The 12,469-nt window shown below is 51.0% G+C and carries 9 protein-coding genes; all 9 read left to right on the top strand.

Annotation, left to right across the window (positions count from 1 at the left end):
• The 9 genes from J3B89_RS03625 to J3B89_RS03585 all read left to right on the top strand — a co-directional run bounded on the left by J3B89_RS03625 (window position 1) and on the right by J3B89_RS03585 (window position 12,442).
• Window positions 1-1,194: an acyltransferase family protein gene (locus J3B89_RS03625; protein ID WP_215396127.1), complete on the top strand. Its 1,194-nt coding sequence runs from the start codon at window positions 1-3 to the stop codon at window positions 1,192-1,194.
• 116 nt (window positions 1,195-1,310) lie between these two features.
• Window positions 1,311-2,546 carry a nucleoside permease gene (locus J3B89_RS03620; RefSeq protein WP_251372183.1) on the top strand — a complete coding sequence of 412 codons (1,236 nt, stop codon included), beginning with the start codon at window positions 1,311-1,313 and terminating at the stop codon, window positions 2,544-2,546.
• Between the two features lie 70 nt (window positions 2,547-2,616).
• Complete coding sequence (locus J3B89_RS03615) at window positions 2,617-3,780, top strand: Gfo/Idh/MocA family protein (RefSeq protein ID WP_215396126.1); 1,164 nt, start codon at window positions 2,617-2,619, stop codon at window positions 3,778-3,780.
• Window positions 3,781-3,787: 7 nt separating this feature from the next.
• Window positions 3,788-4,849, top strand: a complete 1,062-nt coding sequence (locus J3B89_RS03610; RefSeq protein ID WP_215396125.1) for a sugar phosphate isomerase/epimerase family protein — start codon at window positions 3,788-3,790, stop codon at window positions 4,847-4,849.
• A 212-nt stretch (window positions 4,850-5,061) separates the two neighbouring features.
• Window positions 5,062-5,799, top strand: a complete 738-nt coding sequence (locus J3B89_RS03605; protein WP_215396124.1) for a 3-keto-disaccharide hydrolase — start codon at window positions 5,062-5,064, stop codon at window positions 5,797-5,799.
• Between the two features lie 12 nt (window positions 5,800-5,811).
• A complete protein-coding gene (locus tag J3B89_RS03600; RefSeq protein WP_215396123.1) occupies window positions 5,812-6,717 on the top strand; it encodes a sugar phosphate isomerase/epimerase family protein in 906 nt (301 codons plus the stop codon).
• A gap of 162 nt (window positions 6,718-6,879) precedes the next feature.
• Window positions 6,880-8,676 (top strand): GMC oxidoreductase, encoded by a 1,797-nt coding sequence (locus tag J3B89_RS03595; protein WP_215396122.1) that lies wholly within the window; start codon window positions 6,880-6,882, stop codon window positions 8,674-8,676.
• Between the two features lies 1 nt (window position 8,677).
• On the top strand, window positions 8,678-9,337 hold the full coding sequence (locus tag J3B89_RS03590; RefSeq protein WP_215396121.1) for a gluconate 2-dehydrogenase subunit 3 family protein: 660 nt from the start codon (window positions 8,678-8,680) through the stop codon (window positions 9,335-9,337).
• Between the two features lie 153 nt (window positions 9,338-9,490).
• Window positions 9,491-12,442 carry a TonB-dependent receptor gene (locus tag J3B89_RS03585; protein ID WP_215396120.1) on the top strand — a complete coding sequence of 984 codons (2,952 nt, stop codon included), beginning with the start codon at window positions 9,491-9,493 and terminating at the stop codon, window positions 12,440-12,442.
• Window positions 12,443-12,469: the final 27 nt, after the last annotated feature.

The following is a 12,469-nucleotide window of genomic DNA, read 5'->3' as shown; positions in this document are numbered from 1 at the left end:
ATGTTTAACTGGTATCAGCGTTACGCTGAAGCAATACTTTCTGTATTACCACCAAAGCGCCTGCTGGCGCTGGATGCGCTGCGCGGGCTAACGATTACCGCCATGATACTGGTTAACAACCCCGGCAGTTGGAGCCATGTGTACAGCCCGTTGCTGCATGCGCAGTGGCATGGCTGGACAGTAACAGATCTGATCTTCCCGTTTTTTATTGTTATTGTCGGTATGTCGCTGCAATTAAGCCTGCAGCGGCAAAACAGCAATGGCAATATTGCAGTGATAAAACATGCCGCAGTGCGCAGCATAAAGCTGTTTGCTCTGGGGTTGTTTTTAGCATTGTTTTATTACAATTTCCGTGACCCGGCGTACAACTATATTGAGCAGAAACTGCTTACGCTGCGCTGGCTTGGGGTATTGCAACGCATTGGCCTGGTATATTTTTTTACTGTGCTTATTGTGCTGTATTGTGGCACCCGTGGCCGCATCGGCTGGCTGTTAGGGTTGTGTGCCTTATATCTGGCCGGCATGTTGTATCTGCCGTATCAGGATGCGCAGGGCAACCAGTTCCGTGGTTTACTGGAGTTTGGTAACAGTTTTGCCGCCTGGCTGGATCATGTCGTGCTGGGTGCCGGCCATGTGTATTACCGCAGTGCCACACCGTTTGCGTTTGATCCGGAAGGGCTTTGGTCTACCTTACCGGCAATCAGCAGCTGCCTGACCGGGGTGTTAATGGCGCAATATCTGCAAAGCGATCGCACCCTGGTGCAAAAAATTCGTGGCTTTTTATTATTTGGTGTAGTGGCCGTATGGCTGGCCGAGCTGTGGCATATGGGCCTGCCAATTAATAAAAGCCTGTGGACACCGAGCTTTGTACTGCTAAGCAGCGGTTATTGCGCTATCGCACTGGCGGCCTGCCTGTGGTTATGTGATGTTAAACGCTGGCGGCTGTGGAGTGCGCCTTTTGTGGTGTTTGGCGCCAACGCTATTTTGTTTTTTATGTTTGCCGGTGTGGCAGCGCGCATACTGATGATGGTATCTGTCGGCGATACCTCTTTACACGGCTGGTTATTCAGCGCTGTATATCAGCCATTGTTTGGCGATTACAACGGCTCACTGGCCTTTGCGCTGAGCTTTTTGTTGCTTTCCTACCTGTTAATGCACTGGTGTTATAAACGCGGTTATATCTTTAAAGTTTGAGTAGTTGGCGGCGGTATTTTCTGCTGCGTGCCAGCTTGTAATTTTTGGTGTAACCGGTTACAGTTATTTCTGTTGTGGATAAAAAGTATGCTAACCAACAGAGTTAGCAGCCACTAATGCCAATAAAATCAACAGGGAAAAACACCGCCATGCCTATCAGCATCCGACTTAAATTGTCGCTAATGATGTTTCTGCAGTTTTTTATCTGGGGCGCCTGGTTTGTTACCATGGGCACCTATCTGTCACAGCGTTTTTCTGCCTCCGGTGCGCAAATGGGCATGGCGTATGAAACGCAGTCTATCGGCGCTATTATCGCGCCTTTTATTATCGGCCTGATTGCCGATCGTTACTTTGCCGCACAGAAAATTCTGGCGCTGTTGCATCTGGTGGGGGCGGCCTTGCTGTTTAGTGCGGCCTACAGTGGCAGTTTTAGCAGTTTTTACCCCTATATTCTGTTGTATATGGTGGTGTATATGCCAACGCTGGCGCTGGTTAATGCCATTAGCTTTCGCCAGTTGGCAGAAAAAACCGCGCAGTTTGCCCATATCCGTGTATTAGGCACTGTTGGCTGGATCACCGCTGGTTTGTTAATTGGCTGGTTTGGCTGGGAAAGCAGTCAGAAGTTACAGTTTACCTTTATGCTGGCCGCTGGTGCGTCTTTGGCGCTTGGCGTGTTTAGCCTGACCCTGCCCGATACACCACCGCAGGCCTCGCAACAGCGGCCTGGCATGCGGCAACTATTGGGGCTGGATGCACTGGCCTTGCTGAAAGATCGCGCTTATCTGGTGTTTTTTCTGGCCTCGGTGCTGATCTGTATTCCGCTGGCGTTTTATTATCAAAATGCCAACCTGTATCTGAACGATTTGGGCATCAGCGGTGCTGCGGCAAAAATGTCGCTGGGGCAGATGTCTGAAATTGCCTTTATGTTATTGCTACCGTTATTTTTGCGCCGTTATGGCATTAAAGCTACCTTATTGGTAGGCATGCTGGCCTGGGTGCTACGCTATGTGCTGTTTGCCTATGGTAACAGCGGTGAGCAGTTGTGGATGCTGTTTTTTGGTATTTTGCTGCACGGTATTTGTTATGACTTTTTCTTTGTCAGCGGCCAGATTTACACCGAACAAAAAGCCGGCCGTGAGATAAAAGCTGCGGCGCAGGGCCTGATCACGCTGGCAACCTATGGCGTAGGTATGTTACTGGGGTTCCGTCTGGCCGGTTACATCACCGATTTGCATCACCTGGATAGTGGCTACCAGTGGTGGCAAATCTGGTTAATTCCGGCTGGTATAGCGGCGTTGGTACTAGTGGTATTTGTATTAAGCTTTCCAAAGCAGCGCCGGTTACCGGTGTAACCACAGCGGTGCTGCTACAGTAAAACAGCATAGAGTTTTTCGGTGTTGTAACCGGTTTCAAGGGGTGCTAATGGCGCAAACAAAAGTCAGAATGGCGATGGTTGGTGGTGGTGAGGGTGCTTTTATCGGGGCTATACACCGTATTGCAGCCCGGCTGGATAATCAGATCGAGCTGGTAGCAGGCTGCTTTAGCAGCAAGGCTGAGCGCAGCGCCGCTATGGCGGCTCAGTTGGGTATCAGCACCGCGCGTTGTTACGATTCCTATCAGCAGTTGTTTGCTGCAGAAGCCCAGCTGCCGCCGGAGCAACGGATAGAGTTTGTTACTATAGTGACACCGAATCATCTGCATTTTCCGGTGGCAAAAGCAGCCTTGCAGGCCGGTTTTCATGTGTTGTCAGATAAACCTGCAACCTTGTCATTAGACGAAGCTCTGCAGCTACAGGCGCTGGTGCAGCAAACGGGCCTGCATTATGGTTTAACTCATACTTATGCCGCTTACCCGATGGCGCTGCAAGCCAGATTATTAGTGCAGCAGGGCCATTTAGGTACGGTGCGTCGCGTTGCTGTTAGCTATCCACAGGGATGGCTGGCAAATAAAGCCGACAGCGATGGCAGTGCTCAGGCGCAGTGGCGGTTAGATCCGGCCCGCTCGGGTGTCAGTGGTTGTTTTGCTGATATTGGCACCCATGCTTTTCAACTGGCAGAGTTTATCAGTGCGCTTGAGGTAACAGAGCTGTGCGCCGATCTGGCAACCGTGATAGACGGCCGCCAACTGGATGATGATGGCAGCGCTTTGCTGCGTTTTAGTAATGGTGCCCGCGGCACTTTGCTGGCCAGCCAGGTATGTGCCGGCATGGGCAATGGTTTACAAATTAGTGTGTATGGCGAGCTCGGTTCACTTAGTTGGCAGCAGGAGCAACCAGACCAGTTGATAGTACAGATGCGCAATCAGCCACAGCAAACCTGGCAGGCGGGTACTGATAAAACATACCTGGCACCGCAGGTACGGGCCTGTTGCCGCACTCCGGCGGGACACCCTGAGGGCTATCTGGAGGCTTTTGCTAATATTTATCGTGACTTTGCGCTGGCATTACGCCAACCCACAACCGGCAACCTAGCTGCAGGTATTGAGCAGGCGGTGCGCGGTATGGCCTTCGTGCAGGCTGCTGTGTTAAGCAGCAGGCAAAATGCGGCTTGGGTAAGCATAACCGGGCAGTACACTTTTACGGGATAATAAATGTATGCTGACAAGCAAAATTAAAGGGCCAGCGATATTTCTGGCGCAGTATCTGCCACCTGCCGGAGAGGCCTGTACATTAGAGTCATTATTACGCTGGGCGGCGGAACTGGGATACAAAGGCGTGCAGTTGCCAACCTGGGATAAACGCATTTTTGATTTAGAGCAAGCTGCACAAAGCCAGCAATATTGCGATCAGCTGCTGGCATTATGCCAGCGTTATCAGTTGCATATTACCGAGTTGTCGACCCATTTGCAGGGCCAGTTAATGGCAGTGCACCCGGCATACAATGAGCTGTATCAGGGTTTTGCCCCGGCGCACGCGAAAACCGAAGCGCAGAAGCAACAGTGGGCGACTGAGCAATTGTTACTGGCAGCGCAGGCGTCAAAACGCCTCGGCCTGAACTGCCATGTTACTTTCTCCGGTGCTTTGCTATGGCATACTGTGTACCCGTGGCCACAGCGCCCGGCCGGCCTGGTAGAACAGGGCTTTGCCGAACTGGCGCAGCGCTGGTTACCGGTGCTGGATGCTTTTGATGCCGCAGGCATAGATGTATGCTTTGAACTGCACCCGGGTGAAGATTTACACGATGGCTTATCATTTGAGCGCTTTCTTAACGCTACCGGGCAGCACCCACGCGCCTGTATTTTGTATGATCCCAGTCATTTTCTGCTGCAGCAGATGGATTATCTGCAATTTATTGATTTTTATCATCAGCGCATCCGGGCGTTTCATGTTAAAGATGCTGAGTTTCGCCCCTCCGGTAAAGCGGGTGTTTACGGTGGCTACAGCAGCTGGCTGGAACGGCCGGGCCGGTTTCGCTCGCTTGGTGATGGCCAGATAGATTTCAATGCTATTTTCAGCAAACTAACACAATACGGCTATACCGGCTGGGCAGTACTGGAGTGGGAATGTTGTTTAAAACACCCGCAACAAGGTGCTGCAGAAGGCGCGCCTTTTATTGCCAAACGGCTGATCTGCGTGGCCGAGCGACCCTTCGATGATTTTGCCGGTGGTGCTACCGATGCCGATCGTAACCGTCGTATTCTGGGTTTAAGCGACTAAGGCAGCCAATATACCCGTGCAGCGGTGCATGACTCACCGCTGCAATAGCAGCAAAAAATAACCAATCTGGCTTGACAAAATTCTGCGCCGGATTTAACTTAAATGATGTAACCGGTTTCATTGGCAGTGATCGCAGAATCACGCCAACAAAATAATTATAACGAGCGGTACCGGCTGGCAATAGCGCTGGCTACAACAAGGGGAGCGTCAACGTGATCAGAGTTAACTCGGATGCGTTTTTCCGTGCAGCGGCGAGCAGCCTGCTGTTACTGGTGGCTGTTACCGGCTGTAAACCTGCACCAACTACCTCCGAAGGCATCTCTGGTGCTGCTACACCTGATAAAGCCACAGCAGAAGTATCAGCTGACTGGCAATGGCTGTTTAATGGTGAGTCTGTCGAAGCCTGGACCGACAAGAGCGGTGAACCGATTGGCCAGCAGTGGCAAGTTATCGACAATGCACTGGTGCTTACTGCAGCTGGCGGTGGTGATATTGTCAGTAAACAAAGCTTTACCGATTTTGAACTGGAACTGGAATGGCAAATTTCGGCATCCGGCAACAGTGGTATCTTCTACAAGGTTAACAGCGCAGGTTGGTCCGGTGGTTTAGAGTACCAGCTACTGGATGATGATAATTATCCCGGCCATGACAATCCGATCCATTTTACCGCTTCATTATTTGATATATACGCACCGCAGGTTGATGCTCATTTACCTGCCGGTAGCTGGAACCATACCCGCATTGTAGTGCGCCACCCGCAGGTTGAACACTGGCTTAATGGCAAACTGGTACTGCAGTTTGAGTTGGGCTCCGCCGACTGGCAGCAGCGCGCTGCCAATAGTAAATTTGCCCCCAAGAGAGTGCTTGGCGCAAACGAGCCGGGGCATATTGTTTTGCAAGACCATAACGACAAAATAGCTTTTCGTCAGATCCGGATCCGGGCCTTATAACAGGAGAATGTTATGGCTATTAACCGTCGCCATTTTTTATGTCGGGCCTTTGCCGGAGCTGCTGTTGCCGGTTTAGCCAGCCAGTTGCCGTTAAGCTGGCCGTTGTTTGCTGCCAGCCCGGTGCAACCAAAAATTTCGCTGGCCCAGTGGTCATTGCACCGCCAGTTACGTTCCGGTCAGTTAAAGGTACTGGATTTTGCTGTAAAAACCCGCCGCGATTTTCAGCTGGGCGCGGTGGAATACGTAAATCAGTTTTTTGCCGACAAGGTGCAGGATCAATCTTTCTTGCGCCAGTTAAAACAGCGTGCCGATGACAGCGGTGTCAGCAGTTTACTGATTATGGTCGACGCTGAAGGCGATCTGGCTGCAGTGGAGGCAAAGCAGCGCCAGCAGGCGGTAGAAAACCACTATAAGTGGGTTGAAGCCGCAGCGTTTTTAGGTTGCCACGCTATCCGCGTCAGTATTGCTGATAACGCCAAAACCGATGCAGTAGAGATGCAGCAGGCGGCAGTATTGGGCCTGCAACAATTGGCGGCTTTCGCCGCGCCCTTTGGCATCAGCATTATTGTCGAAAACCATATGGGCCACTCTATGGATGCCAACTGGCTGGCTACGGTATTGCAGCAGGCCGGTAATATTGGCAGCCTGCCGGATTTTGGTAACTTTAGCGGTGACAAATACCAGGGCACGCAACTACTGTTGCCGTTTGCCAAAGGCATCAGTGCTAAAAGCTATGCCTTTGATGAAAATGGTGCTGAGAGCAGTATCGATTATCAGCGCATGTGGCAATTAATCCAAAACTCAGGCTATCAGGGGTATATAGGTATTGAGTATGAAGGTGAAAGTGCTGATGAAGATGCCGGGATCCGTGCCACACGCGATTTATTGCTGGCAGTGGCCAATTACACCGGGCGTTGAGGTTAAATGCAATGCCCGGTTTTTTTTGCTTAGTAGTGTAACCGGTTACAAAGTGGTGTTTAAGTGAGTAGTTCCAAGCCAGCAGGCCGTTAGCAGCCTGGCCGGCACAATTATTATAACAAAGCGCACCGTTATAAAGTGTGCAGACGAGGAGAGTGCAAGATGTCAGGAGCATCCGGACAACAGGAATATGATGTAATCGTAGTCGGCTCGGGGGCCGGCGGCGGTATGTCAGCATTAATATTAAGCATTGCCGGGTTAAAGGTATTAATGCTCGAAGCAGGGCGGCATTATGACCCGGTAACAGAAACGCCGATGTTTAACCTGCCCAAAGAAGCACCGCTACGCGGAGCCAGTACCCCGGACAAACCTTTTGGTTTCTATGACGCTACCATCGACGGTGGCTGGCAGGTACCGGGTGAACCTTATACCCAGGCCAGCCGCGAGCCACAACAACGTTTTGATTGGTGGCGCGCGCGCATGCTGGGGGGGCGCACCAACCACTGGGGCCGTATTTCGTTGCGTAACGGCGAGTATGACTTTAAACCCTACAGCCGCGATGGCCTGGGTTTTGACTGGCCGATAAGCTATGCCGATTTAGCACCTTATTATGATAAAACCGAAATGTTAATTGGTGTGTACGGTGACACCGGCCATGGTTTGGAAAACACCCCTGATTCGCCCGAAGGCATTTTGCAACCGGCTCCCAAGCCGCGTGCTTATGAGCTGTTGGCGAAAAAATCCTGTGATGAGTTGAATATACCAGTGATCCCGGCGCATCTGGCCATTTTAAGCCAGCGCCAGGACCACACCCGGCTGCCAGCGAAGCTGTTTCCTAACAGTGAGCTGGGGCAAAAAGTGGTGGCCGATTCTATGCAATCCCGCGCTGCCTGTTTCTGGGCCACGCCTTGCGGCCGTGGCTGTTCGATTAAAGCCAATTTTCAGTCAACTACGGTGTTAATTCCACCGGCACTGGCTACCGGCAATCTGACCATCATTACCGATGCGATGGTACGCGAAGTAACGCTGAATAAGGCCGGTAAAGCTGACGGGGTGATTTACATCGATAAAAACAGCCGTGAAGAAGTAAAAGTTAAAGGCCGTGCAGTTGTTGTAGCTGCCAGTGCAGCAGAAACGGCGCGGATTTTCCTTAACTCGCGCAGCCCGCTGTTTCCCGACGGTATTGCCAACAGTTCCGGCCTGGTGGGTAAATACCTGATGGATACCGTCGGTGCCGGCGTCGGCGGGCAAATTCCGGCGCTGGAAAACCTGCCGCCAATGAATGAAGACGGCTCGTCCGGTATGCATCTGTATCAACCATGGTGGCTGTACAAGCAGCAAAAAGCCGGCAAGCTGAATTTTGCCCGTGGTTATCACATTGAAATGAGCGGTGGCCGTGGCATGCCGGGGGCCGGTGCTTTTGGCGGCCTGCAAAGTTTTACTGAAGGAGCTTACGGTGCTGATTTTAAACAGGCGTGCCGGCGCTATTACGGCACCTTTGTGCACTTTGATGGCCGTGGCGAAATGATCCCCAACGAAAACAGCTATGCCGAACTGGACCCGACAGTGGTGGATCAGTGGGGGATACCGGTGCTGAAGTTTCACTGGCAGTGGTCAGAGCATGAGATAAATCAGGCGGCGCACATGCAAAAAACCTTCGCCGACATTATTACCGGTATGGGCGGCAAGGTAACCAGCAACATAGAAACCGACGGCCGTAAAGCCATCATGAACGGCGGTGCCATTATTCACGAAGTGGGCGGCACCATTATGGGCGCCGACCGCAAAAAATCGGTGTTGAATCAGTATTGTCAAGCCTGGGATGTACCCAATCTGTTTGTTGCTGATGGCGCGCCTTTCGCGTCGAACGCTGATAAAAACCCCACTTTGACTATTCTGGCACTGGCCTGGCGCACCAGTGATTACATTGTTGAGCAGTTCAAGCAAAGGAATATCTGATATGGCAGATCATAACGACAATAACAGCACCAACTTAAAACGCCGTGATGCCTTAAAGCTGCTTGCTACGGCGGCCGTATCGATACCTGTGCTGAGTATGGCGGGCCATGCTGCGGCGGTAACAGCAAAAACCAAAGGGGCAGAGCTTATTTACCGGCCTACCGATCCGGATATGCTCAAGCCTGTAGTGCCCTGGTCAATGACACTGACTCAGGCTGAGCTGGACGATCTGGCCGTACTGGCTGACATTATTATTCCGGCCGATGCCCAGTCGCCTTCGGCAGCCAGCCTGGGCGCGCAACACTTTATTAATGAATGGGTTAGCGCGCCTTATCCGCAACAAAAAGCCGATCTTGTGTTGGTACGTGGTGGCCTGGTCTGGTTAAACGGCGAAGCAAAGAAACGCTTTGGTAAAGCATTCGCCAAACTCAGTACGGCTGAGCAACGGCAAATTTGTGACGATATTTGTTTTGAGCCCAAAGCGGCTGCCAACTTAAAGCACGGCGCCCGTTTCTTTGCCAAAGTACGCGATTTAACTGCCACAGCTTTTTACACCACTGAACCCGGTATGGCCGACATCGGTTATATCGGCAATAAACCTATGGCCAGTTTCGACGGCCCGCCTGATGAGGTGCTGCGCAAACTGAAACTAAAAAGTTAAACCAATGCCCGTGGTCAATCGGGCAGCTAATTAAATAGTGACACAAGTGAAAAACAGGGTTCTGACTGCGTTTAGGCGGTAAGAGAAACTCATAGCTCAGAACAATATTTAAAACTAAAAAAATGAGAGCGACACACTATGTACAGCAAAAATATGTACAACAAAACGGGGAATATCACGCAGCCACTAAAGCTGCGTAAACACCGGCTGGCACAGGCAGTAAGTTTAAGCCTGTTATTAACCGCCGGTTGCAATACAGCACTGGCACAGCAAACTGAGCCAGCGGCAGAAACCAAGGCTGAAGCCGAAGTTGAGGTAGTACAGGTTCGGGGTATCCGTGCCAGTATGGCCGAGAATATGGCGATAAAACGCTTGTCCAGCGCGGTGGTGGATGCCATTACTGCTGAGGATATCGGTAAGTTTCCGGATAAAAACGTTGCTGATTCACTGCAGCGGGTGCCGGGTGTGGTGATCCAGCGTGACGGCGGTGAAGGTTCAACTGTAAGTATCCGTGGTTTATCGTCTGATCTGACGTTTACCCAGTTAAACGGCAACTTTATTGCATCGTCACCCGGTGAACCATCACGTTCATTTGATTACACCCTGTTGCCGTCGGCGATGATCCAGACCGTTGAAGTATTTAAATCGCCGGAAGCCCGGCTGGATGCCGGTGGGGTTGGCGGTACTGTGCTGTTACATACACGCAAGCCGTTTGAGATGGATGCTAATTCTGGCGTACTAAATATTGAATCGACCTATGCCGATGTTACCGACAAACACGAACCGCAGTTTACCGGCGTGTACTCGTGGAAAAACGATGCTGAAAGCCTGGGCCTGCTGGTAGGATATACCCGGCAAAACCGCACCAGCCGTGTGTTGTCGGGCGGTACCGATTCGAGTGTCTGGCGTTGGGGCGGTGTGGCAGATACGGCGGTAGATGTTAATGGCAATCCGGTAGACAATAACAACAACTGGGCTGCGTTGACAGATGCCCAGGGCAATGTTTATAACGGGGTCTGGTTTCCGCAGGTGGCCCGGGTTGGTGTAACCAAAGAAGAGCGTGATCGCGAAGGCGTGCAGCTTACCGGGCAATGGCGACCTACTGACCGGCTGGAGCTGGGTTTTAACTATTTTGGTTTTACTCTGGGCCAGGACAGAACCCGTTCAGTGGTGTCAATGCCGGAGTGGTCATTAAACCCTAATTTTCTTACCGGCGTAACGCTGGATGCTTCCGGCACCATTATTACCGGCATGGATTATACTGTCGGCGCCGGTGGGGCCGAGAATGATTTGCAGTTTCCCTGGATGAATGGCAGCTATGTCAGGGAAGAGTCTACCTCAGATACTTTCGATTTTAACTTCAGTTACGAGGGTGATAGCTACCGCCTGAAACTGATTGCCGGTAACACCAAAGCTAAAGGTGGGCCAACAGAAAGCTGGGATGTGGCGTATAAAAGTTCAAACTGGGGTGAAAACCAACCCTTTATTGAAAATGCTGCACAGTACGCTGGCTGGTCAACGGGTGACCGTATGTCAATGTATATCGATCCTAACACCTTAACCAATCTGCTAAGTGGTGTCGGCGGCGGCCGGGACCCGGGGTCGTCTAATTCCAGCTTTGTGCGTAGCACGCTGGAAGAGCGCTACTATCAGCTGGATCTTGATTTTGATGTCGACTGGGGCATTTTTACGCTGGTTCGCACCGGCTTAAAATTCCGTGATGCCAAATTACACCGCGAAACCGGGAATAACTTCTTTCTGGCACCCGATTTTGATATTGAAGGTGCACTGGCCAGTGGCCGGGGCATAGATCAGTTTGACAGTTACCAGTGGAACGGCGGTATGCCACTGGCAAAAGATGTATTAAAACCTCAGGGCGAGGGTAATATTGCCGGTGGCTTTAATATTAATCTGATGCCGGTGATAGACTGGGATAAATACCGCAGCATTATTTTAAGCAATTACAAACCTTATACCCGGATTGAAGATAATTTTGTTTACAACATCCGTGAGCAAAGTGAAGCATTCTATCTGCAGGGCGATTTTAGCTTTGGTGATTTCCGCGGTAATACCGGTGTGCGGGTAGTAAAAACCAAAACCACCGGTGAATCGACCGATTTATACACCTACTTTCTTGATCATACCGACGATGTAACCGGTTTACCTGTGACCGGCGACGCCCGTTTTGTCGAAAACTGGCAACTGATCTCGCAAACTACCGAAGAAACCTATGTATTACCCAGCCTGAACCTGGTATGGGATGCCGGTGATAATCTGGTGGTGCGCGGCGCCCTGGCAAAAGTGATGTCGCCACCGGGTTACAGCGATTTAGGCAGTCAGGAGCGTATCAGCTTTATATCAGATGAATGGGCTAAAGACCGTGAGGCCTTTAACACCCAACCGGGTTTTAGCGGCAGTGGTGGTAATAAAAATCTGAAGCCGTTTGAATCTATGCAGGCCGATCTTTCGATAGAGTATTACTACGGCACCGGCTCGGCGGTGGGGATGGCACTGTTTTATAAAGACGTTGATAACTTTGTGGTGCCGCTGATCATTGATTCAGTGCGTGATTTTGCCGGTGAACCGGGTGTGGTTGAACCGGGCCAGATCACGATCAGCCCTTACAGCACTGTAGGTAATGGTACAAACGCGAAGTCGCAAGGTGTAGAGCTGTTTATCCAGCATGCTTTTGCCAACGGCTTTGGTCTTAACGCCAACTATACCTACAACAAAACTAACCAGGCAGACGTGAATGTTGATGGTGAAAAATTTGGTGAATCGCCTTTAGTGGGCAGTGCCAAGTACCAGTACAACCTGTCGGCGTTTTACGAAACAGACGATTACAGTATCCGGGCGTCTTATAACAAACGTGGCGAAACGGTATTGGGTATTAACAGTGGTTTAAACGTGTATCAGGACCCTTATGATCAGGTGGATGTGAATGCCACCTACGCCCTGACAGAGAGCTGGTTGCTAAGTGCATCGGTTATAAACCTGACAAAATCTGAATCAACATCCAGGTTAGGTAACGACACCGACGCACGCTTTTTAAACAATAGCTACTCTGGCCGGCGCTATTATGCCGGTATTACGTTTAATTTCTGAACCATGTACACAAAGAGGCAGAATATA

This window comes from Rheinheimera oceanensis, assembly GCF_018831085.1.
In the GTDB taxonomy this organism is placed as follows: Bacteria; Pseudomonadota; Gammaproteobacteria; order Enterobacterales; family Alteromonadaceae; genus Alishewanella; species Alishewanella oceanensis.
The sequence above is the reverse complement of the archived record's forward strand: the minus strand, read 5'-3'. Positions and strand labels throughout refer to the sequence as shown.

Excerpts from the sequence above, each read along its gene's own strand:
- J3B89_RS03625 (WP_215396127.1), top strand. The coding sequence starts at position 1 with ATGTTTAACTGGTATCAGCGTTACGCTGAAGCAATACTTTCTGTATTA.
- J3B89_RS03620 (WP_251372183.1), top strand. The coding sequence starts at position 1,311 with ATGCCAATAAAATCAACAGGGAAAAACACCGCCATGCCTATCAGCATC.
- J3B89_RS03615 (WP_215396126.1), top strand. The coding sequence starts at position 2,617 with ATGGCGCAAACAAAAGTCAGAATGGCGATGGTTGGTGGTGGTGAGGGT.
- J3B89_RS03610 (WP_215396125.1), top strand. The coding sequence starts at position 3,788 with ATGCTGACAAGCAAAATTAAAGGGCCAGCGATATTTCTGGCGCAGTAT.
- J3B89_RS03600 (WP_215396123.1), top strand. The coding sequence starts at position 5,812 with ATGGCTATTAACCGTCGCCATTTTTTATGTCGGGCCTTTGCCGGAGCT.
- J3B89_RS03595 (WP_215396122.1), top strand. The coding sequence starts at position 6,880 with ATGTCAGGAGCATCCGGACAACAGGAATATGATGTAATCGTAGTCGGC.
- J3B89_RS03590 (WP_215396121.1), top strand. The coding sequence starts at position 8,678 with ATGGCAGATCATAACGACAATAACAGCACCAACTTAAAACGCCGTGAT.
- J3B89_RS03585 (WP_215396120.1), top strand. The coding sequence starts at position 9,491 with ATGTACAACAAAACGGGGAATATCACGCAGCCACTAAAGCTGCGTAAA.